Origin of the sequence: Streptomyces panaciradicis, assembly GCF_023516615.1 — a bacterium.
GTDB classification, from domain to species: Bacteria; Actinomycetota; Actinomycetes; order Streptomycetales; family Streptomycetaceae; genus Streptomyces; species Streptomyces panaciradicis.
In genome coordinates, this window is sequence record NZ_JAMGBF010000001.1 from 173910 (window position 1) to 197402 (window position 23493).

Genomic DNA, 23493 nt, shown 5'->3' on the forward strand with positions numbered 1-23493 from the left:
CATGGTGGCGACCCACCTCGCCGGTGCCGTGCCGGCGCACGCCGACGGCAGTCCCAGCGTGCCCCCGGGCACCGAGCCCTCCGCCTCCGCGCCGGTCGAGGTCGATCCGAACGACCCCGACCTGAAGCTGCCCGAGGGCGCCACCCTCGCCGCCCCCAAGGTCCTGGACATCAAGTCGGTCGTGGAGGACGAGAACGGCGACGAACGCCGTTCGGACACCAACACGTCCGTGACGTTCGCCCTGCAGGCGGAGGTCCTGTTCAGCAAGGACAGCGCCAAGCTCAACGGCGAGGCCAAGTCCCGTATCGCGACGATCGCCGACGAGATCAAGAAGCAGAACGCGACGCACGTCCGCGTCTTCGGCTTCACCGACGACCTCGGCAGCTACGCCCACGGTCTCGTCCTGTCGAGACAGCGCGCGAACGCCGTGCAGGACGTCCTCGCCCAGGAGCTGAACGACCCCGGCATCACCTTCGAGGTCCGCGGCTACTCCGAGGACTACCCGATCGCCTCGAACGCCACGGAGGAGGGACGGCGGAAGAACCGCCGCGTGGAGGTGTCGTTCCCGCGCGGCGGGAACTGACGGGCGCCCGTTGAACCGCTCGGCCGGCCGTCACGTACCAGTCACCGACGGTCCGTGGCAGGCCGGTGCGCCCAGAGAAGGGTCCGAGCGATTTCAGTTGATGCGAGTCCGCCGGTCGGCAGCCCCGTCGTACGGACGGAACGGACGAGCGAGGCACCCGCCCCCCGGCAGGTGCGGGGCCTGGACGGCCTGCGCGGCCTGGCGGCGCTGTACGTCGTCCTGTTCCACTGCTGGCTCTACACCTTCCCGGGCTACCCCGACAGCTCCGCGCCCGCCTGGCTGGACGGGCTGATGTTCGGGCGGGTCGCCGTCGTCTTCTTCCTGGTGCTGTCGGGTTTCTCCCTGGCGATCTCCCCGGCGCGTCACGGCTGGCGCTCGGGCGGTGCCGCCGAGTTCCTGCGCCGGCGCGCCTGGCGCATCCTGCCCCCGTACTGGGCCGCGCTGGCGCTGAGCCTGGCGATCTCCTGGTTCGTCGTTCCGGCCTCGCACTTCGGGCCGCCCACCGCCGCGACGGTCCTGGTCTACGGCCTCGTCGCACAGGACGTGTTCACCGCCCCGACGCCGAACGGCGCCTTCTGGTCGATCGGGGTGGAGGCCGAGCTGTATCTGCTCTTCCTGGTCTTCCTGTACGTCAGGCGGCGTACGAACGCGGCGGTCCTGGTCGCCTGTGCTGCGCTCCCGGTGATCGTCGGCGGTCTGCTGGCGCCCGGCGCGTCCCCCGTCGAGGGCGACAACTGGCTCGCTCCCCACCTCGCCCCCGTGTTCGTCGCCGGCATGGCGGGTGCGGGAGTGGTCGCCGCCTCCGAGCGGGTGCGGCGCCTGCCGTGGGCCTGGCTCGCCGCCCTGGCCGCGCTGCCCGTCCTGGTGCTGGGCGCCGTGAAGGGCCCGGTGTGGACGGTGAACCACTACTTCTGGGTGGATCTGGCCATCGCCCCCGCCATGACGCTGCTGCTCGCCGGGGTCGCCACCGGCAGGCCCGCCGTCCTGGTGCGGCTGCTGACCACGCGGCCCGTCGAGAGCCTGGGCGGCTTCTCCTACAGCCTCTACCTCATCCACCTGCCGATCGTGCTGGCCGTGATCCGCCGGGTGGCCCCGCACTTCGTGGCGCCCGGCCTGCCCACGTTCCTCTTCACGCTCGCGGTGGCGCTGCCCGTCTCGGTGGCCGGGGCGTGGCTGTTCTCGAAGGTCTTCGAGATCCCGTTCAAGCGGTACCGGTCCTGGAAGTCCCTGACCGCGGCGCTCGGCACACACCCCCGCGTCCGGACCCGCGCCTAGGCCCTGTCGGCCTAGCCCCGCACCTCCACCCGCTCACCCACCCGCAGCCCCCACCCCGCCATCGCCCCGGCCTCGGCCTCCAGGACGTGCCGGGAGCGCGGCCGGGGCAGCCCGAGGCGGCCCGGACGCATGGTGCGGACGGCGACGACCTTCAGGCCCCGGTCGAGGTAGGCGACGTCGATGGGGAAGCGCATACGGAAGGTGTGCACGCTGTTCGCGGGGGAGAGCAGGATCGCGCCGTCGACGCCGTCCCGCCCCAGCAGCCCTCTGGTGCGCGCCCGGTAGGAGGCGGCGATCTCCAGCGGCACGGACACGGCGGCCTCCCCGTCCTCCGGACGCACCACGAGTTCACCCCGTCCGTCCCGCCATCGCCGCGCCATACTCAGGACCTCCCGGCGGTGCCGCCCACCGCGCCAACCGAAGGTATCCGCCCCGCGCTCGGGAAAGAAGAGGACCATGGGAAAGATCGTCCTGATGATGTCCGTCTCCCTCGACGGCTACATGGAGGGCCCCGACCACGACATCAGCTGGAGCCGGGCGGACGAGGAACTCGCCCGGCACTTCAACGACACGGTCAGGGCACTGGGCGCCCTGATCGAGGGCCGCCGCGTCTACGAGCTCATGGCCGCCCACTGGCCCACCGCCGACGCCGACCCCGACGCCTCCCCGGCCACCGCCGAGTTCGCCGGGATCTGGCGGGACATCCCCAAGATCGTGTACTCGCGGACCCTGGAGAAGGCCGACTGGAACGCCACCCTGTTCCGGGAGGTCGTGCCCGAGGAGGTCCGGGCGCTCAAGGAGCGCACGGAGGGCGACCTGTGGGTCGGCGGAGCCGAACTCGGCGGCGAGTTCCTGCGCCTGGGGCTCGTCGACGAGTACCGCGTGTACATCCATCCCGCCGTCGTCGGCCGCGGCAGGCGGCTCTTCCCGGAGGCCGACATCGCCGCCTCGCTCCAGCTCGTCGAGAGCCACGTCTTCGGCAGCGGGGTCGTCCTGCTGCACTACAGGCGGGACGACAACACCGGCGGCGCGTAAAGAAGTTGTCCGGTTCGTCCCCGCCGGGTAGGAAGAGGGGCATGACTGGACTCGGCGCCGTGTTCCGGCCCCAACTCCCGCCCGAGCGGCTGCGTGCCGTCGCCGAACTCGCCGACCGCAGCGGGCTCGAGGAGCTCTGGCTGTGGGAGGACTGCTTCCGGGAGGGCGGCATCTCGACGGCCGCGGCCGCCCTCGCCTGGACCGAGCGGCTGAAGGTCGGGGTCGGTCTCCTGCCGGTGCCGCTGCGCAACGTCGCCGTCACCGCCATGGAGACCGCGGCGCTGCACCGTATGTTCCCCGGCCGCCCGATCGTCGCCGTCGGACACGGCGTGCAGGACTGGATGGGGCAGGTCGGGGCGCGGGTCGAGTCACCGGTCACCCTGCTGCGTGAGCACCTGCTCGCCCTGCGCGCCCTGCTCGGCGGAGAGCGGCTGACCACCGCCGGACGCTACGTCCGTCTCGACGACGTGGCCCTCGACTGGCCGCCCGCCACCCCCGCCCCCGTCCTGGCCGGCGCCACCGGCCCGCGGTCGCTGCGGCTGGCCGGGGAGGCCGCCGACGGCACCGTCCTGACCGCGTCGACCGACGCCGACGGGGTACGGGCGGCACGCCGGCTCGTCGACGAGGGCCGGGAGTCGGCCGGACGTACCGCCGATCCCCACGAGATCGTCGTCTACCTCCTCACCGCCACCGGCCCCGACGCCGACACCCGGCTGCGCGCCGAACTCGCCGCCGAGGGCCTGGAGTCCGCCCCCGGTGTCGGCGTCGCCGGAGACGCCGACACCGTCGCGAAGGCCGTCCGACGGCTCGCGGAGGCCGGAGCCGACCGGGTGATCCTCCAGCCGACGGGCGACGAACCCGACCCGGAGGGGTTCGTGCGGTTCGCGGCACAGGAGGTCGGGCCCCTCGTCCGGTGAACGCCGGCCGCACCGGGGCCGTCGACGGCCTCCTCGACGCGGGGAGCGCGCAGCGGGCGTACGACCTGCTGCGACCGCACCTCGGCCCGCCGGACGGCACGGGCTGAGGCGAGGGCGGCCACCGGAAAATCGCGCGCGCCCGTCGCCGCAGCCCTGTCAGGATCACCTCATGGCCCCCCACATCACCCCCCGTTCCTTCGAAGCCCTCGTCGCCGAGGGTGCCGCCGTGCCCACCGACGGCTGGGACTTCTCCTGGTTCCGGGGACGGGCCACGGAGGAACGGCCCTCGTGGGGATACGCCGTGTCGCTGGCCGGCCGGCTCGCCCGCGCCACCGCCGCGCTGGACATCCAGACCGGGGGAGGAGAGGTGCTCGACTTCGCCCTGGGCCGGGCCGCGAGCACGCCCGTGCTCCTCGCCGCGACCGAGGGCTGGCCGCCGAACGTCGCCAAGGCCACCGAACTGCTCCGCCCGCGCGGCACCGTGGTCGTCGCCGCGCACGAGGACGCGCCGCTGCCCTTCGCGGACGGCGCCTTCGACCTGGTCGGCAGCCGGCACCCGGTGACCCCGCACTGGACGGAGATCGCCCGCGTCCTGCGGCCGGGCGGTACGTACTTCGCCCAGCACGTCGGCCCTCACAGCGTCTTCGAACTCGTCGAGTACTTCCTCGGTCCGCTCCCGGCGGAGCAGGGCTCCGGCCGCGACCCCGAGCGCGAACGCGCGGGCGCCGAGGCCGCGGGCCTGGAGGTCGTCGACCTGCGCGCCGAGCGGCTGCGGATCGAGTTCCACGACATCGCGGCCGTCGTCCACTTCCTGCGCAAGGTGGTGTGGATGGTCCCCGGCTTCACGGTCGAGGCGTACGAGGACCGTCTGCGGTCCCTGCACGAGGAGATCGAGAGCGAGGGCCCCTTCGTCGCCCACAGCACCCGCCACCTCTTCGACATCCGCAAGCCGCACCGGTAGCCGCCCCCGGATGCCCGCTTCGGCGGGATTGGCCGGGAAGTGCCGGTACGGGCGGCGAACCCCGGCAGGGTTCGCGGACAGCTCCTGTCCGCCGTCGGCGGCGGTCCGCCGACCCCGGCACGCCCGGCCCACCGGCCCCGGTTTCCACATTGTTATGCCCGCGAGTCGCATCCGGCCCCAGGCGTCACGTAAGTTCAGACCAAGGTAATTCGCGTCAGCAAAGCTGCGCGGGCGGCACCGCGCAGTGGAGGGGGCTGCGCGGTGCCCTTTTCCACCTGGTCACGGCCCGCACCGCCGTCAAGAAGAGGTTCGCGGCCCGCGTCACCCGCCCGGGCGACCCCAGTGAGATTTCGCCGAACGGCCGCACCGGCCCGCCGAACCTCCCGCATCTCGCCGTCCACGCCGTGAAATGCCTGTACACCGGCTGTGTTTCGGCCATGGGGAACCTCCCGGAACGGCCCTTCACGACCACCGCCGCGTCGCCGTTCGATTCCGGAGAGTAGTTGTGGCACGCCGATGCACGCAGCATCACTTACGAAGGGTTATGGTGGAAACCCCCCCTCGGGCCGGTCCGTCTCCCCCCCACGGACCGGCCCGTTTTTTGTGTTCCCCCGCCACCCTTGGGAGAGTGACGGTGCGGCGGGGGTAGGCTTTTCGCCGCCGGGGACCGCCATGTGGACAGGGAGCGCCCGCCGCACGCACGGGCCGCGCGCCGTCCGATCGCATCTGAGGGGCTGACAATCACGTGAACCTGCGCGACAAGCTGCGCGGCCTGCTGGTCAGGCTGTACGCGCGCCGGGTGGAAGGCCACCTGGACCACGCTCAGGTGCCCAAGCACATCGGCGTCATCATGGACGGCAACCGGCGCTGGGCGAAGGCCTCGGGCTCCACCACCGTGCACGGCCACCGCGCCGGCGCGGAGAAGATCGAGGAGTTCCTCGGCTGGTGCAGCGAGACGGACGTCGAGGTCGTCACCCTGTGGCTGCTGTCGACGGACAACTTCGACCGCCCGCAGGAGGAACTCGGCCCGCTGCTCGGCATCATCGAGGACGTCGTGCGCACCCTCGCCGCCGACGGCCGCTGGCGCGTGCACCACGTGGGCACCCCCGACCTGCTGCCGTCGAACATGCAGACGACGCTCAAGGAGGCCGAGGAGACGACGGCCCACGTCGACGGGATACTCGTCAACGTGGCCATCGGCTACGGCGGCCGCCAGGAGATCGCGGACGCCGTGCGCTCGATGCTCCTCGACGCCCACGAGAAGGGCACCGCGCTGGAGGAGCTCGCCGAGGCCGTCGACATCGACATGATCGGCCGCCACCTCTACACCGGCGCCCAGCCCGACCCCGACCTCGTCATCCGCACCAGCGGCGAGCAGCGGCTGTCCGGCTTCATGCTGTGGCAGACCGCGCACTCCGAGTACTACTTCTGCGAGGTCTTCTGGCCGGCCTTCCGCAAGGTCGACTTCCTGCGGGCCCTGCGCGACTACGCGGCGCGACACCGGCGCTACGGAGGCTGACCGCCTACCCACATCGGGGCGGAAGTAACGAGGAGTTCACCGGGGCGCCGTCGTGACGGTCGGCATGGTGGCGCGTGTTCGAGGGCATAAGCCAGTCAGGTCGATGCCCGAACCACGGGTGTCGGATCTCAGCGGACGGCACGGGGCCGTCCGCCCGGGAGGCCCTTTGCACCAGCCCGACCGTGCGGTTCCAGCACGGAAGACAAGGCGGAGGGCCGGTTCTCGGCCCGTGCATCGCGGCCGTCGACCGGTCCAGCTCCACTCCGTCGCTCCCCGACCTCATCCGAGGGGGTACGTCCTTCCGTGGTGACCAGCACAAAGCGCCACAAGCCAGACCGGCGCACCTATGTTCTCGACACCAGCGTCCTGCTGGCCGACCCGAACGCCCTGACCCGCTTCGAGGAGCACGAGGTCGTGCTCCCCATCGTGGTGGTCACGGAGCTGGAGGCGAAGCGGCACCATCCCGAACTCGGCTACTTCGCCCGGCAGGCCCTGCGCCTGCTCGACGACTACCGGGTGAAGTACGGCCGCCTCGACGCCCCCATCCCGATCGGGGAACTCGGCGGGACCGTCCGTGTCGAGCTCAACCACTCGGACCCCAGCGTTCTGCCGACCGGCTACCGCCTGGGGGACAACGACTCCCGCATCCTCGCGGTGGCCCGCAACCTGCAGGCCGAGGGGTTCGACGTCACCGTCGTGTCGAAGGACCTGCCGCTCAGGATCAAGGCGTCCTCCGTCGGTCTCCTCGCCGAGGAGTACCGCGCCGAACTCGCCATCACGGACTCCTCCGGCTGGACCGGAATGTCCGACCTGACCCTGCCGGCCGAGCAGGTGGACACCCTCTTCGAGGAAGGGCACGTCTACGTCCCCGAGGCGTCCGACCTGCCCGTGCACACCGGTCTGACCATCCACTCCGAGCGCGGCAAGGCGCTCGGCAGGGTCACGGCCGAGGGCAACGTCCGCCTGGTGCGCGGCGACCGGGAGGCGTTCGGCATCAAGGGCCGCAGCGCCGAGCAGCGGATCGCGCTCGACCTGCTCCTCGACCCGGACGTCGGGATCGTGTCCATGGGCGGCCGGGCCGGCACCGGCAAGTCGGCGCTCGCGCTGTGCGCGGGCCTCGAAGCGGTCCTGGAGCGCCGCCAGCACCAGAAGGTGATGGTCTTCCGTCCGCTGTACGCGGTGGGCGGGCAGGAACTCGGCTATCTGCCGGGCTCCGAGGCCGAGAAGATGAGCCCCTGGGCGCAGGCGGTCTTCGACACCCTGTCCGCGGTCACCAGCCGCGAGGTCATCGAGGAGGTCACCTCCCGCGGGATGCTGGAGGTCCTGCCGCTCACCCACATCCGCGGACGCTCGCTGCACGACGCGTTCGTGATCGTGGACGAGGCGCAGTCGCTGGAACGGAACGTCCTGCTGACCGTTCTGTCCCGAATCGGCGCCAATTCACGGGTGGTTCTCACCCATGACGTGGCACAGCGGGACAATCTGCGCGTCGGGCGCTACGACGGCGTCGTCGCCGTCGTGGAGAAGCTGAAGGGGCATCCGCTCTTCGCGCACGTGACCCTGACGAGGTCCGAGCGGTCCCAGATCGCGGCACTAGTGACCGAAATGCTGGAGGACGGCCAAATCTGACCGATTCGACACCAGTTGGCGCCGTCCCGCAAAGGCTGAGAGCCTAGCGGGGCGGCGCCTTCGCGTGGTGCTGTTCCGTGAAATCCCCTGGGGTAAACAGCATGTGAGCTTTCACACGCAACTCAGAATTGCCACCCGGCGTCCCCGTACGGCAGAGTCTCACTCCTGTCAGGCCCCGCATACGACACACCTGTACCCCCAGCGGTATGGCACCACATGAGCACCACGCCAACTCCATAGCGTCGTCGTATGCCGCCCGAGCACCAAGCGGCGCTCCCCGAGCGGGAGTTGCCCACCGGGCCCGTGTCTCCCGTGACCCCGTAGGTGGGAGGCCAGCGTCAGGGGCACGATTGCGTCCGCCAGGGTCACCGAAGCGGGCGATGCTGGAAGGAAACCGTGTGAGCCGGATTTCGGTCCGGGGATTCGCAGTGGCCTCGGCCACCGCGGTCACCGCTGTCGGAAGCGTCGTCGGAGTTGCCTCGGGCAGCGTCGCGCAGAACAACGACGCCGAGCCGACGGCCGCCGACACCACGCTGCTCGCGGACATACCCACGGGCCAGCAGGCCCAGGTGCAGACCGCGTCCCTGACGCAGCAGGCCGACGCGCAGGCCATCCAGGCCGACGCGAGCGCCAAGAAGGACGCCGAGGCAGCCGCCCGCAAGGCCGCCGCCGACACCGCCATCGCCAAGAAGGCAGCGGCGGAGAAGGCAGCCAAGGAAGCCAAGCAGCGCGCCGAGGTCAAGCAGACCGCCAGCCGCAGCAGCGCCGACTTCCCGGTCCAGAGCTCGTACACGGTCGCCGAGATCCAGGCGATGGCCCGGCAGATGGTCCCGGGCAACCAGTTCCAGTGCTTCAGCTACATCGTGGACCACGAGTCCAGCTGGAACTACCACGCGGTCAACGCCTCCTCCGGCGCCTACGGCCTCTTCCAGGCGCTGCCCGCCTCGAAGTACTCCACGGCGGGCTCCGACTGGCAGACCAACCCGGCCACCCAGATCAAGTGGGGCCTGAACTACATGAACAGCCGCTACGGCAGCCCGTGCGAGGCGCAGTCCTTCTGGGTCGCCAACCACTGGTACTGAGCCGGCGAGGTTCACCGCCTCACCTCTCAACCCCGCGCAGCCCCTCCCCGTCCTAGGGGGAGGGGCTTTCGCCCTGTACGGTCGAACGCGAACGACTCCAGGGGGGAGTGGTGGCCAGCACCCGGGTACGCGGGGGAAGAGGACGGATCATGTCGCGAGTGCCAGGGTGGCTCGGCCGGATCGGCGCCGGGCTGACGGAGGTCGGCGAGCGGTTGGACGAGCGCCGCGCGGAGGTGGAGCGGGAGGAGTCCGAGATCGGGCCGCCGCACCGCCCGCGGCCGGTGCGCCCGGCGGTGCTCGCGACGGAGCCCGTGGACGACGAGGTGCAGCAGACCGCCGTCGTCGTCCCGGTCCGCCCCGACCCCGCCCAGGCCGTGCCCTGGGGCGTGCGCGTCGCCGCCGAGGCCGGCTGGCGGCTGCTGGTGCTCGCGGGCACCGTCTGGGTGCTGATGCGGGTCATCAGCGCCGTACAGCTCGTCGTCTTCGCGTTCGTCGTGGCCCTGCTCATCACCGCGCTGCTGCAGCCGACCGTGGCCCGCCTGAAGGGCTACGGCGTCCCGCGCGGCCCCGCCACCGCCCTCACCGCGATCCTCGGCTTCATCGTCATAGGGCTCCTGGGCTGGTTCGTGACCTGGCAGGTCATGGAGAACATCGACACGCTCTCCGACCAGATCCAGAACGGCATCGACGACCTGCGCAACTGGCTGCTGAAGAGCCCCTTCCACGTCACCGAGAAGCAGATCAACCAGATCGCCAAGAACCTCAGGGACGCGGTCGGCGCCAACACCGACCAGATCACCTCGGCGGGCCTGGAAGGCGTCCAGGTCGTCGTCGAGGCCCTCACCGGCATCCTGCTGACGTTCTTCTCCACCCTCTTCCTGCTCTACGACGGCCGCCGCATCTGGGAGTGGTTCCTGAAGCTGGTCCCCGCCGCCGCCCGCCCGGGCGTCGCCGGCGCGGGCCCGCGGGCCTGGCGCACCCTGACCGCCTACGTCCGCGGCACGGTCCTCGTGGCCCTCATCGACGCCGTCTTCATCGGCCTCGGCATCTACTTCCTCGACGTGCCCATGGCCGTCCCGCTGGCCGTCTTCATCTTCCTGTTCTCCTTCATCCCCCTGGTCGGCGCGGTGGCCTCCGGCGCGCTGGCGGTGGTCGTCGCCCTGGTCACCCAGGGCGTCTTCACCGCGGTGATGACCCTGGCCGTGGTCCTCGCCGTGCAGCAGATCGAGGGCCACATCCTGCAGCCCTTCATCCTCGGCCGCGCGGTGCGCGTCCACCCTCTCGCGGTGGTCCTCACCGTCGCTGCGGGCGGCATGGTGGCGGGCATCGGCGGCGCCGTGGTGGCCGTACCGCTGGTGGCGGTGACGAACACCGTGGTCGGCTATCTGCGGGCCTACTCGGCGGGGCAGACCGACGACACGGAACCGGAGGACGCCGCCGGGCCCCCGGCCCCTCCGGCGATGGAGGACGAGACCGTCGGGGCCGAAGCGGGGACCGGGGGCGCGGCCCCCACCGGCGCTCACGACAAGACCGGAGCCTGACCGCCGACCCGCTCGAAATTCCCTTCCCGTTCGGTCAAATGAGCGCCGAACAGAGCCAATTGCGCGACCCCTCGGCCCAACTTCCGCCATCGAGCGACAGGTCGGAAATCTCCGTCCGGAATATGCGCTCCGGCTGATAAATCTTCCCCCCTCAGCGCTACGCGTCAGGCGTATGTGCGAGAAGGCTGCGGCGGGCGAGGAGCGTGATGTCGGGCTACGACCTGCTGGCGCGGTCCCTGGCCGCGTGCGGGCGCGAGGGGCTGACCGGAGAGCTGCGGGTGTCCGGGGTGCCCGGCGGGACCTTCCATCTGCGCAACGGACTCGTCATCGCCGTCGAGACCCCCGGCGCCCCGGGGCCCGAGGCACTGCTGCTGCGCTCCGGACGGGTGACCGGCGAGCAGTGGGCGGCGCTGGTCCGCGAGGCCGGCGGCAAGCGCTGGCCGGTCACCGGGCTGATCGCGCACGGCTACACGGGCGCCGCCCAGCTGCGGGTGGTGTGCGCGATGGCGCTGCAGGACGCGGTGTTCGCGGTCATCGCCGGCCGGATCGACGGCTGCGAGAGCGGCCCCGCCGGTCTGGAACCGCCCGCCCCGGTGCCGGTCGGCGAGTCCTCCGTCCGGCTGCTGGAGGAGGCGAGCCGCAAGCTCGCCGCCCTGGCCACCCTGCCGTACCCCGTCCACCCGGACCGTGAACGGCCGCTGCCCGTCCTGGGGTTCGAGGGCCCGCTCACCGAGCTGCGGCGGGACGTCATCGCCCACGCCGACGGCCGCCGTACCGCCCGCGACCTCGCCTTCCGCACCGGACGCGGTGTCTACACCGTCACCGTCGAACTCGCCCGCATGCTCGCCGAGGGACTGCTGACCTGCCCCCCGAGGCCCGCTCCCATTCCGGTGCGCACCCCGCCCGAGGGCGTACGGCACCGCACGCCTCCGCTCCCCGCACCGCCCCCGCCCGAACCGCCCGGCCCGGCGGACCTGCCCCGCCGCAGGCCGGGCGGCTTCTTCCGGCTTCGCAACGGCACCACGAGATGAACAGATACCCAGGAAACACACGGGAGTTGAATACATGGATCACGAAGCCCTGGCGCTCGAGATGCGCGGTCTGCGGGAGCAGGTGACCGGCATCACCGACACCGCGGTCGCGGCGGCCGACGGCCTGCTCATCGCGGCCGACACCGCCGACTCGATCGACCCGGAAGGCCTCGCCGCGCTCGCCGCGGCCGGCCTGGGCCTGGCCCGCCGTACCGCCCAGGCGACCGCCCGCGGCGCCCTGCGCCAGACCGTGACGTACGGAAGCCACGGCTGCGCGGCCTTCTACGCGGTGGGCGACACGGCTCTCATGATCGTCCTCGGTGACGAGGGCATGGACGTCGACCGGCTCCACCTGGCGACCCAGCCCGCCCTGGACCGGATCGGTTCGATCCTCATGAGCAGGACAGCAGAAGGAGTCTGAAAGGATGGCGACGAAGCGTATGAACGCCGGTTTCTCGGACCAGGTGATGAGCCTGGTCAAATCCCTGCGCACCGAGGCCCCCGACTGTGTCGCGTCGGGTGTCGTCGACATGGCCACCGGCATGCTGCTGGCGTACGAGACGGTCGACAATCACCCTCCGGAGGTCCTGGACCTGCTGGCGGGCGCGACGCTCGACCTGTTCCAGGGCCGTACCGTCCTGATGATCGAGGACCTGTGGAAGGAACGCCGGGGGCAGAGCGGCGACGAGAGCCACTTCTTCCAGGAGGTCCTCGTCAACAGTGACAACGTCACCCACCTGTTCGTGAGGATGAGCCAGCAGCAGGACGTCGTGGCGGTCGTCGTGTGCCGCAAGTCCGTCAACGTCGGCATGCTGTTCGCTCAGGTGCGACGGGTGGTGGGGCAGCACAGCCTGTGAACGGGCCGGGCCCCTCCCCGGCGCGGGGGAGGGGCCGACGGTGCGCGCCCCGCTACTCGGTGCGCAGCCCGTCCGGGCGCATCAGCCGCAGCAGCGGCGGCAGGCTGAGCACCGTCACGACGAGGACCACCGCGGCGCCGATGCCCGTCATGGACAGCACGCTCGCCCAGTCCACCCGCACGGTCTCGCCGGTCATCCGCAGCAGCACCGCGCCCAGCGTCAGCCCGACGGCCGACGCCAGCAGCAGCCCCAGCGCGATCGGGATCGCCGTCTGCCACAGCACCGACAGGCTCAGCGTGCGGCGCTGGGTGCCGAAGGCGACCAGCGCCGACAGCAGCTTCTTGCGCTCCCGCAACTGCTCCAGCTGGGAGACCAGCAGGCTCGCCCCGATCAGCACCAGAACGCAGGTGGCCCCGACGAACAGGCCCGTCCGGATGGAGCGGAACTGCAGGTTCACCTTGCCCGAGGTCAGCGCGTACACATCCGCCAGCGGGTCCATGGCCGCGGCGGCGTTGCGCGCGTACTCCCGGGCGTCGGACACCGACGGGTCCAGCGAGACGTACACCTTCCGCGTGAAGCCGGCCGTGGCGGCCGCGGGCAGCGCCTTGGGCGTGACGAGCAGACCGCCGCGCTCGTAGCCGGTCGGGTCCGGTCGCGGCCCCGCCGTCTTCAGGCCGGCCGCCGGCACCTTCCAGGGGACCGGGTGGCTGCCCGACGCGCCGTAGTCCCGGTCGAAGTAAAGGGTCCTGCCCGCCCGGAGCAGCTTCGGCGACGTCTCGTCGTAGTGGGCGCCGACGATCCGGAAGATGTCGCCGTCCCGGCACGAGGACAGCCGCGCCACCTGGCCGAGCTCCTTGCAGGAGCCGACGGCCACCTCCACCGAGTTGTCCGGGTTCTTCGGCTTGTCCTCGGCCGAGCCCAGCGCCAGCGCCGACGCGTGACGCACGCCCTCGGTCCCGGCCAGCCGCCGGCCGGCCTCGGACAGCGGGATGTCACCGCGCAGGGAGACCTCCATCTGGGCCCGGTTCAGATCGGCCCGGGTGGACTTGACGTAGTCGTGCTCGACGCCGGCGAACAGCATCTGCAGCGCGATCGCCCCGGCCACCGCGACGGCGATGCCGTTGACCATGCGGGCCGCCGAGCCGCTGCTCAACTGCAGGCGGCGCACGGCCAGTTGCCAGGAGACGGCGCCGGGGTCCAGCCGGGCCACCACGGCCTCGACGAGCCACGGCAGCAGCGCGGTGACGCCGACCAGCAGCAGCACGGTGCCGCTGATCACCATCCACTCGTTGAAGTTCCCGTCGGCGTTGCCCTTGCCGACCATCGGGTACAGCAGGGCCAGGCCGCCCAGCGGCAGCAGCAGCCGCCACCACAGCCGGCGGCGCGGCGGCTTCGCCGTACGGACCACACCCAGCGGTTCGATGACGACCCCGCGCAGCGCGAACAGCGTCACCAGGACGGCCGCGGCCGGTACGGCGACGGCGACCAGCGCGACGAGCGCGGGCGAGGGGTTGAGGTCGCTGGGGAAGACGCTGATGTCCCGCACCACCAGCAGACCGGCCGACTGCCGCCCGATCAGGAAGAACACACTGCCCAGGACGAGCCCCAGCAGCGCCCCGGCGAGGGCCTCGCCGCCCGCGATCCGGCGGGCCATCCGGCCGTCCGCGCCGACCAGCCGCAGGGCCGCGAGCCGCCGGTCCCGGCGCTCGCCGCCGAAGCGCACGGCCGCCGCGATGAACACGCCCACCGGCAGCAGCAGCACCACGAAGATGATCATGATGAGCAGGATCAGGACCGGGTCCAGGCCGTCCTGCTGGTGATTCGGGGACGGCCCGAAGTAGTCGAGGCGCTCGACGTACCCGCTGGACAGCTGGTGCTCCAGGCCGGTGGCGCCCGCGTAGTAGGCGAGCTCGGCGGGCCCGATCAGCCCGGCGTGCCCGATCGTGCCGCTGATCCGGTACGGCAGGCGCTCGCGCAGCAGCTTGCCCGAGCCGGACTCCAGCAGCTTCTTCAGCGCGGGCGAGACCACCATCTCGCCCTTCGCGGGGAACGTCCCCACGCCGGGCGGCAGCGGCGCCTTGTCGCCCTCGGGCTGCAGCAGCCGGCCGCGGACGTCGTCGCTGCGGAAGGTGGTGTCGGTCTGGGCGACGATCACCGTGTCGTCGGCCTTGGACAGCACCTTCCCGCTGTACGTGAAGTCGTCCCGGTCGCTGCCGCGCCGGTCACGCGCGGACAACGCACTGGGAATGGCGGTCGTCAGCAGCAGCAGGGCGACGCCCAGCCCCACGCCGACGGCCGTCAGCAGGGCCCGTACCCAGCCCTCGCGGCCGCCGGCGAAGGCGAACCGCACCCCCATGGCCAAGTCCTTGGCCCACCCCCGCACGGTCATACGACGCGCTCCATGTCCCGGGACTTGCCGTCGCGTACGACGATCTCGCGGTCCGAGTACGCGGCCACCCGCGCCTCGTGCGTGACCAGCACCACGGCCGCGTTGGTGGTCCGCGCCGCGTCCGTGAGCAGCTCCATCACACGCTCGCCGTTGAGCGAGTCGAGCGCGCCCGTGGGCTCGTCGGCGAACAGCACCCGGGGATCGGTCACCAGCGCCCGGGCCACCGCGACCCGCTGCCCCTGACCGCCCGAGACCTCGCCGGGCCGCTTCTTGCCGAGGTCGTCGACCTCCAGCCGCTCCATCCAGGTGAGCGCGGCACGCTCGGCCTCCTTGCGGGAGGTGCCGTTGAGCCTCAGCGGCAGCGCGACGTTCTCGACACAGGTCAGCTCGGGCACGAGCTGGCCGAACTGGAAGACGAACCCGAACTCGGAGCGCCGCAGCGCGCTGCGCTCGGCGTCGTTCATGGTCGCCATCTCGCGCCCGTTGTAGAGGATCGACCCCGAGTCGGGCGTCACGATCCCGGCGAGGCAGTGCAGCAGCGTCGACTTGCCGGACCCGGAGGGGCCCATGACGGCGACGACCTCGCCCGGGTGGATGGAGAACCCGGCGCCGTCGAGGGCGACGGTCGGGCCGTACGCCTTGTGCAGGTCGTCGGCCACCAGCAGGGAACCGTCGGGAGTCACTTGGTCACCGCCTCGGCGAGCTTGTCGAGGCGCGCGGCGGTGAGTTCCAGCCACCGCAGGTCGGCCTCGAGGTGGAACAGGGCGTGGTCGCAGATGAGCTGGTCGGCGAGATCGCCCCTGCGCTTGCGGTCCGTGAGGATCCGCATCAGGCGCAGGTGCTCGGCGCGCTGGGTGTCGAGGATGTCGGCCGCGTCGCGGTGCGTGAGCAGCGCGAGGACGACCTTGGTGTAGAGCGTCGACTGCAGATACGGCTCCGGCGCCTCCGGCGTCGCGAGCCACCGCTCGACGTCGGTGATCCCGGCGTCGGTGATGGCGTACCGCTTGCGCTCGGGGCCGCCGCCCGGCTCGATGCCGTCGACCTCGACCAGGCCGTTCTTCAGCAGCCGGGACATCGTCGAGTAGACCTGGCCGTAGTGCAGCGGCCGGTCGTGACCGAACTTCTCGTCGAAGGCCCGCTTGAGGTCGTAACCGTGGCGGGGCCCGGACTCCAGGAGTCCCAAAAGCGTGTGACCGATGGACATGCCAAGGACTGTACACGGGGTGTATACGCCTCGTGTATACGCACGGTGTGTAGATCATGGCGCGCTGTGCGAGAGCCCAGGTGGCGGCCGATTGTCATGGTTCTGCAACAAGGGCCCCAGGTGTCGAGGTGGTATCGCTTCCCCAGGTCGGGCAACCCTCGGCCGTTCGAATCCGTCGGTTCCGGTGGGGCGGGTGCTGATTGTCACGTCCGCAAAAGGCGGGAACGACGGACCTTCGGCACATGTCCCGGTGTTAGCTTTCTGAGCTGACCTGTGCGGCGAACCTGTGTGACACATGAGCACACTTGAACGAAGCGGAGCGGAACGGACTCATGGGACGAGCGGAAGAGAGAAGAGCGCGACAGCGCGGTGGCCACCGCGCGGCGCCCCCTACGCGCTCGTCCGGTACGGCGGCGCCCACCCGCCCGGCCGGCACGGCGCCGGCCGGCTCGGCGTCGGCGGGCACGGCCGAGGGCGGCCCGATCCAGGGCGGCCGCGCCGCGGCTCGGCGCGCCGCCCAGGGCAAGGCGGCCCGAAGCGGTGCGGGCAAGGGCAAGGACGGCAAGAGCTTCATACGCCGGCTCTTCACCTGGAAGAAGATCGTCGGCGGCTTCCTCGGCGTCTGCCTGCTCGGCATGGGCGCCTTCATCGTGCTGTACATGATGATCGGCATCCCCGAGGGCAATGCCGACGCGACGCTGCAGAGCAACGTCTACAAGTACAGCGACGGTTCGCTCCTCACCCGTGACGGCAAGCGCAACCGCGAGATCGTGCCGCTGTCCAAGGTGCCCAAGGGCGTCCAGAAGACCTTCGTCGCCGCCGAGAACAAGACGTTCTACAAGGACAACGGCATCGACCTCAAGGGCACCGCCCGCGGTCTGCTCAACACCCTGTCCGGCAAGGGCGCGCAGGGCGGTTCGACGATCACCCAGCAGTACGTCAAGAACTACTACCTCACGCAGAACCAGACCGTCACGCGCAAGCTGAAGGAACTGGTCATCTCGCTGAAGCTGGACCGGGAGAAGTCCAAGGACTACATCCTCGCCGGCTACATCAACACCAGCTACTACGGCCGCGGCGCCTACGGCATCCAGGCCGCCGCGCAGGCCTACTACCGCGTCGACGCCGAGAAGCTCTCGGTCAGCCAGGGCGCCTACCTCGCCGCCCTGCTCCAGGCGCCGAACCAGTACGACTGGGCGATCGCCTCCGACACCGGCCGGCGCCTGGTGAAGGCCCGCTGGAACTACGTCCTCGACAACATGGTCGGACAGGGCTGGCTGGACAAGGCCGAGCGGGACAAGATGACGTTCCCGACCCCCAAGGCGCCCAAGGCCGCGCCCGGCATGGACGGCCAGACCGGCTACCTGGTGAACGCGGCCAACAACCAGCTCGCCAAGCAGCTGGTCGCGCAGGGCAGCGCCGACAACGTCAACGACGCCCTGAATCTCGTGGACGCGGGCGGCTGGACCATCACGCTCAACATCGACAAGAAGAAGCAGGTCGCGCTGGAGAAGGCCGCCAAGTCCCAGCTGACCAGCAAGCTCGACCCGAAGAAGCGCTCGGTGGACGCCGACGTCCAGGCCGGCGCGGTGTCGGTGAACCCCAAGACGGGCGCCGTCGTCGCCATGTACGGCGGCAAGAGCTACTACCAGCACTACCGCAACAACGCGACCCGCGTGGACTACCAGCCGGCCTCGACCTTCAAGCCGGTCATCCTCGCGGCCGCCTTCGACGAGGCCGCCCAGACCCAGACCGGCAAGCCGATCACCGCCAACACCATGTACGACGGCACCAGCAAGCGCCCGGTCGTGGACAAGGGCGTCAAGGTCGGCTTCGCCCCGCAGAACGAGGACGACCACGACTACGGACCCATCACCGTCCAGACGGCGATGAACTACTCCGTCAACTCCGTCTTCGCGCAGATGGGCGTCGACGTGGGCATGGACAAGGTGCTCAAGGTGGCGAGCCAGCTCGGCATGGACACCGCCGACCTCAAGGCCGTACCCGCGCAGACCCTCGGCACGATGGGCGCCAGCCCGCTGCAGATGGCCGGCGTCTACGCGACCCTCGACAACCACGGCAAGAAGGTCACCCCGTCCATCATCAAGTCCGTCGAGAACAGCAAGCGCACGGTCGAGCTGCCGAACCCGATCGGCGGGCAGGTCATCGACCGCGAGGCCGCCGACTCGGTGACCTCCGTGCTGACCGGCGTGGTCGACGACGGTACGGCCAAGACCTCGGTCCGGGACAACGCCCAGCGCGACGGCCGCAAGGTCGCCGGCAAGACCGGTACCTCCGACGAGAACCGCTCGGCCTGGTTCACCGGATACACGCCCGACCTGGTCACCTCGGTGGGCCTGTTCGGCGAGTCCAAGAAGAACGGGGCCCAGGTCTCGATGTACAAGGCGGGCGGCTACCCGCGCGTCAACGGCGGCGGCTTCCCGGCGCAGATCTGGGCGGCCTACATGTTCGGCGTCTCCCGGACGGGCCTGAAGTTCGACCTGGAGACCCAGCAGGGCGCGGCGGTCCAGCCGACGTACACGCCGACGGTCTCGCAGTCGCCGACCCAGACGCCGTCGCAGACCCCGTCGAGTCAGGCGCCGACGTCCCAGTCGCCGTCGCAGACCCCCTCGCGGACCCCGACCCAGACGCCGACGCAGACGCCCACCCAGACCCCGACGCAGACCCCCACGGGGACGCCGACCAACGGCAACGGGAACATCGACAATCCGCTGAATCCCAACGCCCAGCCGTAGCGACGGGAGCGAAAGGGCGCCCGGCCTTCGCCGGGCGCCCTTCGCGTTCGGTTTTCCGGCCGCCTACTACTGCTGCGGGGTCTTGCTCAGCTCGAACCACACGACCTTGCCGGTGCTCAGCCGGGTCGCGCCCCACCGCCGGGCCAGCCGGTTGACGAGGTACAGACCGCGTCCGCCCTCGTCCGTCGCCCGGGCCTGCCGGAGCCGGGGCAGCTGAGGCACGTCGTCGCCCACCTCGCACCGCAGCACGTCGGTGCGCAGCAGCCGCAGCGTCACCGGCCGCGAGGCGTACCGCACCGCGTTGGTGACGACCTCGCTGACCAGCAGCTCGACGGAGTCGCTGAGCTCCTCGAGGCCCCACCGGGACAGGGCCCGGCGTGCGAGCCGCCGCGCCCGCCCGGGCGCCGCGTCCTCCGGTTCCAGGAACCAGTACGCGACGTCACTGGGCGCGATCCCGTCGAAGCGGGCCGCGAGCAGCGCGATGTCGTCGTCCCGGTCGCCCGGCCCGAGCATGTCCAGGACCTCGTCGCACAGCGCCTCCAGCGGCGGCGGATGGTCCGGTCCCGTCAGCTGCGCGGTCGCGGCCAGCTTCTCCCGCAGCTGCTCTATCCCGGTCCACACGTCCCGCAGCCGGGACTCCACCAGACCGTCGGTGTACAGCAGCAGGGTCGCGCCGGCGGGCGCGTCCAGCTCCACGGCCTCGAAGTCGACCCCGCCGACGCCGATCGGCGCGCCCGGCGGCACCCGCAGCACCTCGGCCCGCCCGCCCAGGTGCAGCAGCACCGGCGGCGGATGGCCCGCGTTGGCGATGGTGATGCGGTGCGAGACCGGGTCGTAGACGGCGTAGAGGCAGGTCGCCATGCGGTCGGTGCCCAGCCGCTGCGCCTGCTCGTCGAGGTGGTGCAGCACCTCCTGCGGCGGCAGGTCCAGGCCGGCGAGCGTCTGTGCCGTCGTGCGCAGCTGGCCCATGATGGCCGCCGAGGTCATGGAGTGCCCCATGACGTCGCCCACCACCAGCGCCACCCGGCTGCCCGGCAGCGGGATCGCGTCGTACCAGTCGCCGCCGACCCGCGCCGTCTCCGCGGCCGGGAGGTAGCGGGAGGCCAGCCGCACGCCCGTGGGCCGCGGCAGGTGCTCGGGGAGCATGGTGCGCTGCAGTTCGTCGGCGATGTACGCCTCCCGGCCGTACAGCACCGCCTTGTCGATGCCCAGCGCGCTGTGCGTGGCCAGCTGGGCGGCGACCAGCAGGTCGTCGGCCTCGAAGGCCAGGCGCTCCGGCCGCCGCAGGAACAGCGCGGCGCCGATCACCCGGCGCCGGCCGCGCAGCGGGGCGAGGATCGCGCGCTGGCCGCCGGGCACCAGCGTCTCCCCGCCCTCCCCGAGCAGTTCGGGCAGGGCGGCGTGGGCCGCGGGCGCGTCCGTGAAGACCGGGCGGACCCCGCGCAGCACCTCGGCGAGCGCGCTGCCCGGCCGCACCTCGCACAGCTCGGCGCCGAGCGAGTCGAGTTCGGTGAGCTCGGCGGGCTCCGGCTGGAGCGCGGGCGAGAAGCCGGCGCCCTCGGTGTCCCGCTCGGCCGGGATGCGGTCGGTGCGGCGCAGCCGCAGCACCAGCGGACCGGTGGGCCGCTCGTCCCCGACGGGCAGCGGGTCGCGCAGATAGACCAGGATCGCGTCCGAGAACGTCGGTACGGTCGCCCGGCACAGCCCCATGACGATCTCGTCGAGGTCGATGCCGCGGGCGATCCGGCGCGTCGCGGCCCCGACGAAGCGCAGCCGGTCTCCGTCCCGGCGCATGGGTGTGGGCCGGCCCGGCGCCAGTCCCTGGCCCTTGCGGCGCTCAGGGCCGCCGCTCTGCGGCCGGTCCTGACGGCTGTCCGGGACGGACTCGGGCACGGGGCGCGGACGGTGCGTGTCGGGCTCCGCGGCGGAAGGCTGGGAGTGCTCGGGGCCCGGGCCCGTGGTGTCGGCAGACGAGGCCGGCTCCTTTCCCTTGCCGCACGGTGTGGCCGTACTCGGTGTCGAGGGTGTCTCTCCGGCGCGCGCCTGCGCGGGTAAGGCGGCCGCGGGCGCGTCCGGCACCTGCGTCGGGGTGTGCAGAACCGCCCCGCGGGGGTCCGCGGGGTCGGCGCCGGGGCGCTCGAAGGAGATGGGGTACTCCGTCACGCGTGTCGAATCCGTCCGTCCGGGGCTGCGCGTCGTGCGCGCAGTTGGTCCCGCAGGAATCCCGATACCCGGAATACGTGTCCCCGGAACGGAATTCCCGCGTGGTCAGAGGCTGTTCCTGTGTCACCGGCGAACCGATGACGGTCCGTGCCGGCGTTGCCCTCGTACCCCTCGCTCACGTCCTGCCGCCCCTCGGTGACGTTCGGTCAAGCCCGGCGCATGCTCCGGGAGTTGCTGGTGCACACCCACCCGTCACCCGGCCACCACCCCTCAACGACGGTGCTGTGCACCGGTCCTTGATATCAAGTTGCGGAGGACGATCCTACGGTTGTGGACCGGGGGCGCATCAAGGGTCTCATGTGGACACGTGCGCGGGGGTACGGTCCCAGTCCTCCGGCAAAGAAGGTACAGCCCAGGACGGATCCGGGCGCCAGTGCTGCCAGCCCTCGCTGAACGGCGGCCCCCAGGCGCGGATCACCTCCACCGCGGCCTCGCCCGCCTCCCGCACCCGCTCGGCCGCCGGCTCGTCCATCAGGCCGTCCCGCCGGGCCTGCGCGAACTCGTCCTCGTCGCGCCAGTGCCAACTGCGGTCCGGGTGGACCGAGATGTCGAGGAAGTGGTCCTCGGAGTCCACGCCGCCGTGCCACCGGGCACGCGGCGTCTCCAGGTTCACGTACCAGTTCTTGAACCGCCAGCCCGGCTCCCAGAACAGCCACACCGACCAGGGCTCGCCCGGCCGGGCCAGCTTCAGCACGCCGGTGCCGAACCAGCGGTCGTGACTCACGGTCCGCGGCTTGGTGTAGCGCGTCCGCAGCGGCTCGACGTGCACGGGCGTGCCGTCGGCCAGGACCGGCTTGACGCACTCGGTGCCGGGCGCCAGCCACACGGCGAGCAGGTCGGCGTCGTCGCGGACGACGGTGACGGGGCGCGCGATGTGGAAACGCTCGCCGGCGTTCTCCCGGTACCGCCACAGGATCTGGCTCCCGGGCGCCCAGAAACCCGCCGACGTGCCCGCTGCCGCTTCCGCTCTCACCGCTCCGCCCTCTGCCATGCACAGATATTAGGTGCCCGGGGCATACGACGCTGCGGTCCCCGTCACGGTTCTCGCCGGGTGCGGCGATCGGTTACGGGCGCGTCATCCGCAGGACATCCAGCGCCTGGTCCAGCTGCTCGGTCGTCAGGTCGCCGCGCTCCACGTAACCGCTCTCCAGGACGACCTGGCGGATCGTCTTCTGCTCGGCCAGCGCCTTCTTGGCGACCTTGGCGGCCTCCTCGTACCCGATGTACTTGTTGAGCGGGGTGACGACCGACGGCGAGGACTCGGCGTACTCGCGGGCCCGCTCCCGGTTCGCGGTGACGCCGTCCACGGTGCGGTCGGCGAGCAGCCGGGAGACGTTGGCGAGCAGCCGGATCGACTCCAGGACGTTCTTGGCGATCACCGGCAGCATGACGTTGAGCTCGAAGTTGCCGGCCGCCCCGGCGGTCGCGACGGTGGCGTCGTTGCCGATGACCTGGGCGGCGACCATGAGGACCGCCTCCGGGATGACCGGGTTGACCTTGCCCGGCATGATCGACGAGCCGGGCTGGAGGTCGGGCAGGGCGATCTCGGCGAGACCGGTGCGCGGACCTGAGGACATCCAGCGCAGATCGTTGGCGATCTTCGTCAGCCCGACCGCGATCGTCCGCAACTGCCCGCTGGTCTCCACGATCCCGTCCCGCGCGCCCTGCGCCTCGAAGTGGTCGCGGGCCTCGGTCAGCGGCAGCCCGGTGACACGGGCGACCTCCTCGATGACGGCCGCCGAGAACCCGGGTGGGGTGTTGATGCCGGTGCCGACGGCCGTGCCGCCCAGGGGCAGCTCGGCGAGGCGGGGGAGGGAGGCGTACAGCCGCTCCACGCCGTAGCGGATCTGGGCCGCGTAGCCGCCGAACTCCTGGCCGAGGGTGACGGGGGTTGCGTCCATCAGGTGCGTGCGCCCCGACTTCACGACGTCCGCGAACTCCTCGGCCTTGCGCTCCAGCGAGCCCGCCAGGTGCTCCAGGGCCGGGATCAGGTCGCGGGTGACGGCGGCGGTGGCGGCGATGTGGATGGAGGAGGGGAAGACGTCGTTGGACGACTGCGAGGCGTTGACGTGGTCGTTGGGGTGGACGTCCCGGCCCAGCCGCTCGGTCGCGAGCGTGGCGATGACCTCGTTGGTGTTCATGTTCGAGGAGGTACCGGAACCGGTCTGGAAGACGTCGATCGGGAAGTGCTCGTCCCACTCGCCCCGGGCGACCTCCTCGGCCGCCTCCTGGATCGCCTCCGCGACGTCCTTGTCGAGCACCCCGAGCCGTCCGTTCACCTTCGCCGCCGCGCCCTTGACGCGGGCGAGCGCCTCGATGTGGGCGCGCTCGATGCGCTGGCCGGAGATGGGGAAGTTCTCCACCGCCCGCTGGGTCTGCGCCCGCCACTTGGCGTCCGCCGGGACGCGCACCTCACCCATGGAGTCGTGCTCGATCCGGAATCCGGTCCCGCTCTGTTCCTGCTCGTCGGTCATCGACGATCACCTCCAAG

At 71.5% G+C, this 23493-nt stretch carries 20 protein-coding genes; 13 read left to right on the forward strand and 7 right to left on the reverse strand.

Annotated features, from left to right (window positions below; all coding sequences use genetic code 11):
- Position 1: 1 nt before the first annotated feature.
- Both M8J74_RS00865 and M8J74_RS00870 read left to right on the forward strand, forming a co-directional pair.
- Positions 2–583 carry an OmpA family protein gene (locus M8J74_RS00865; protein ID WP_249834619.1) on the forward strand — a complete coding sequence of 194 codons (582 nt, stop codon included), beginning with the start codon at positions 2–4 and terminating at the stop codon, positions 581–583.
- Between the two features lie 171 nt (positions 584–754).
- Positions 755–1858 (forward strand): acyltransferase family protein, encoded by a 1104-nt coding sequence (locus tag M8J74_RS00870; protein ID WP_249834539.1) that lies wholly within the window; start codon positions 755–757, stop codon positions 1856–1858.
- A gap of 11 nt (positions 1859–1869) precedes the next feature.
- Here the strand turns inward: M8J74_RS00870 and M8J74_RS00875 are convergent, their stop codons facing one another.
- Positions 1870–2238, reverse strand: a complete 369-nt coding sequence (locus tag M8J74_RS00875; protein WP_249834540.1) for a DUF192 domain-containing protein — start codon at positions 2236–2238, stop codon at positions 1870–1872.
- Positions 2239–2314: 76 nt separating this feature from the next.
- Between M8J74_RS00875 and M8J74_RS00880 the strand changes: the two genes are divergently transcribed.
- From M8J74_RS00880 to M8J74_RS00925, 10 genes are all read left to right on the forward strand, one after another.
- On the forward strand, positions 2315–2893 hold the full coding sequence (locus tag M8J74_RS00880; RefSeq protein WP_249834541.1) for a dihydrofolate reductase family protein: 579 nt from the start codon (positions 2315–2317) through the stop codon (positions 2891–2893).
- A gap of 41 nt (positions 2894–2934) precedes the next feature.
- Positions 2935–3810 carry an LLM class flavin-dependent oxidoreductase gene (locus M8J74_RS00885; protein ID WP_249834542.1) on the forward strand — a complete coding sequence of 292 codons (876 nt, stop codon included), beginning with the start codon at positions 2935–2937 and terminating at the stop codon, positions 3808–3810.
- 169 nt (positions 3811–3979) lie between these two features.
- Positions 3980–4771: a methyltransferase domain-containing protein gene (locus tag M8J74_RS00890; RefSeq protein ID WP_249834543.1), complete on the forward strand. Its 792-nt coding sequence runs from the start codon at positions 3980–3982 to the stop codon at positions 4769–4771.
- Between the two features lie 745 nt (positions 4772–5516).
- Entirely contained in the window at positions 5517–6290 is a 774-nt protein-coding gene (locus M8J74_RS00895) for an isoprenyl transferase (RefSeq protein WP_058923492.1), read from the forward strand.
- 303 nt (positions 6291–6593) lie between these two features.
- Entirely contained in the window at positions 6594–7919 is a 1326-nt protein-coding gene (gene phoH2 / locus M8J74_RS00900) for an RNA 5'-3' helicase PhoH2 (protein WP_058923491.1), read from the forward strand.
- Between the two features lie 398 nt (positions 7920–8317).
- Positions 8318–9001, forward strand: coding sequence for an aggregation-promoting factor C-terminal-like domain-containing protein (locus M8J74_RS00905; RefSeq protein ID WP_249834544.1), 684 nt, complete (start codon positions 8318–8320; stop codon positions 8999–9001).
- Positions 9002–9150: 149 nt separating this feature from the next.
- Entirely contained in the window at positions 9151–10542 is a 1392-nt protein-coding gene (locus M8J74_RS00910) for an AI-2E family transporter (RefSeq protein ID WP_249834545.1), read from the forward strand.
- A 206-nt stretch (positions 10543–10748) separates the two neighbouring features.
- Positions 10749–11573, forward strand: coding sequence for a MarR family transcriptional regulator (locus M8J74_RS00915; protein WP_249834546.1), 825 nt, complete (start codon positions 10749–10751; stop codon positions 11571–11573).
- 34 nt (positions 11574–11607) lie between these two features.
- Complete coding sequence (locus M8J74_RS00920) at positions 11608–11994, forward strand: roadblock/LC7 domain-containing protein (RefSeq protein WP_058923487.1); 387 nt, start codon at positions 11608–11610, stop codon at positions 11992–11994.
- 4 nt (positions 11995–11998) lie between these two features.
- Positions 11999–12430: a hypothetical protein gene (locus M8J74_RS00925; protein WP_058923486.1), complete on the forward strand. Its 432-nt coding sequence runs from the start codon at positions 11999–12001 to the stop codon at positions 12428–12430.
- Positions 12431–12482: 52 nt separating this feature from the next.
- On the opposite strand, the gene M8J74_RS00930 is transcribed toward M8J74_RS00925, so the two are convergent.
- Genes M8J74_RS00930 through M8J74_RS00940 form a run of 3 tightly spaced genes read right to left on the reverse strand, consistent with a single transcriptional unit; the run spans position 12483 to position 16023 of the window.
- Positions 12483–14819 carry an ABC transporter permease gene (locus M8J74_RS00930; RefSeq protein ID WP_249834547.1) on the reverse strand — a complete coding sequence of 779 codons (2337 nt, stop codon included), beginning with the start codon at positions 14817–14819 and terminating at the stop codon, positions 12483–12485.
- A complete protein-coding gene (locus tag M8J74_RS00935) occupies positions 14816–15502 on the reverse strand; it encodes an ABC transporter ATP-binding protein (protein ID WP_058923484.1) in 687 nt (228 codons plus the stop codon). The genes M8J74_RS00930 and M8J74_RS00935 overlap by 4 nt, the downstream gene beginning before the upstream one ends.
- Positions 15499–16023, reverse strand: a complete 525-nt coding sequence (locus M8J74_RS00940; protein ID WP_058923483.1) for a PadR family transcriptional regulator — start codon at positions 16021–16023, stop codon at positions 15499–15501. Before M8J74_RS00940 ends, M8J74_RS00935 begins: the two co-directional genes overlap by 4 nt.
- Before the next feature lie 332 nt (positions 16024–16355).
- Between M8J74_RS00940 and M8J74_RS00945 the strand changes: the two genes are divergently transcribed.
- Positions 16356–18779 carry a transglycosylase domain-containing protein gene (locus M8J74_RS00945; RefSeq protein ID WP_249834548.1) on the forward strand — a complete coding sequence of 808 codons (2424 nt, stop codon included), beginning with the start codon at positions 16356–16358 and terminating at the stop codon, positions 18777–18779.
- Positions 18780–18845: 66 nt separating this feature from the next.
- Here M8J74_RS00945 and M8J74_RS00950 read toward each other — a convergent pair whose 3' ends face one another.
- The 3 genes from M8J74_RS00950 to M8J74_RS00960 form a co-directional block, all read right to left on the reverse strand.
- Positions 18846–20942, reverse strand: coding sequence for a SpoIIE family protein phosphatase (locus M8J74_RS00950; RefSeq protein WP_249834549.1), 2097 nt, complete (start codon positions 20940–20942; stop codon positions 18846–18848).
- A 355-nt stretch (positions 20943–21297) separates the two neighbouring features.
- Positions 21298–21993: a cytidylyl-2-hydroxypropylphosphonate hydrolase gene (gene fomD, locus M8J74_RS00955; protein WP_249834550.1), complete on the reverse strand. Its 696-nt coding sequence runs from the start codon at positions 21991–21993 to the stop codon at positions 21298–21300.
- A gap of 73 nt (positions 21994–22066) precedes the next feature.
- Positions 22067–23476, reverse strand: a complete 1410-nt coding sequence (locus M8J74_RS00960) for a class II fumarate hydratase (protein ID WP_249834551.1) — start codon at positions 23474–23476, stop codon at positions 22067–22069.
- Positions 23477–23493 lie beyond the last annotated feature (17 nt).

Bases quoted from the DNA above. Each gene is read 5' to 3' on its own strand.
- M8J74_RS00920 (WP_058923487.1), top strand. From the start codon at position 11,608: ATGGATCACGAAGCCCTGGCGCTCGAGATGCGCGGTCTGCGGGAGCAG.
- M8J74_RS00890 (WP_249834543.1), top strand. From the start codon at position 3,980: ATGGCCCCCCACATCACCCCCCGTTCCTTCGAAGCCCTCGTCGCCGAG.
- M8J74_RS00880 (WP_249834541.1), top strand. From the start codon at position 2,315: ATGGGAAAGATCGTCCTGATGATGTCCGTCTCCCTCGACGGCTACATG.
- fomD (WP_249834550.1), bottom strand. From the start codon at position 21,993: ATGGCAGAGGGCGGAGCGGTGAGAGCGGAAGCGGCAGCGGGCACGTCG.
- M8J74_RS00960 (WP_249834551.1), bottom strand. From the start codon at position 23,476: ATGACCGACGAGCAGGAACAGAGCGGGACCGGATTCCGGATCGAGCAC.
- M8J74_RS00875 (WP_249834540.1), bottom strand. From the start codon at position 2,238: ATGGCGCGGCGATGGCGGGACGGACGGGGTGAACTCGTGGTGCGTCCG.
- M8J74_RS00915 (WP_249834546.1), top strand. From the start codon at position 10,749: ATGTCGGGCTACGACCTGCTGGCGCGGTCCCTGGCCGCGTGCGGGCGC.
- M8J74_RS00885 (WP_249834542.1), top strand. From the start codon at position 2,935: ATGACTGGACTCGGCGCCGTGTTCCGGCCCCAACTCCCGCCCGAGCGG.
- M8J74_RS00945 (WP_249834548.1), top strand. From the start codon at position 16,356: ATGGGACGAGCGGAAGAGAGAAGAGCGCGACAGCGCGGTGGCCACCGC.
- M8J74_RS00925 (WP_058923486.1), top strand. From the start codon at position 11,999: ATGGCGACGAAGCGTATGAACGCCGGTTTCTCGGACCAGGTGATGAGC.
- M8J74_RS00910 (WP_249834545.1), top strand. From the start codon at position 9,151: ATGTCGCGAGTGCCAGGGTGGCTCGGCCGGATCGGCGCCGGGCTGACG.
- M8J74_RS00865 (WP_249834619.1), top strand. From the start codon at position 2: ATGGTGGCGACCCACCTCGCCGGTGCCGTGCCGGCGCACGCCGACGGC.
- M8J74_RS00930 (WP_249834547.1), bottom strand. From the start codon at position 14,819: ATGACCGTGCGGGGGTGGGCCAAGGACTTGGCCATGGGGGTGCGGTTC.
- M8J74_RS00940 (WP_058923483.1), bottom strand. From the start codon at position 16,023: ATGTCCATCGGTCACACGCTTTTGGGACTCCTGGAGTCCGGGCCCCGC.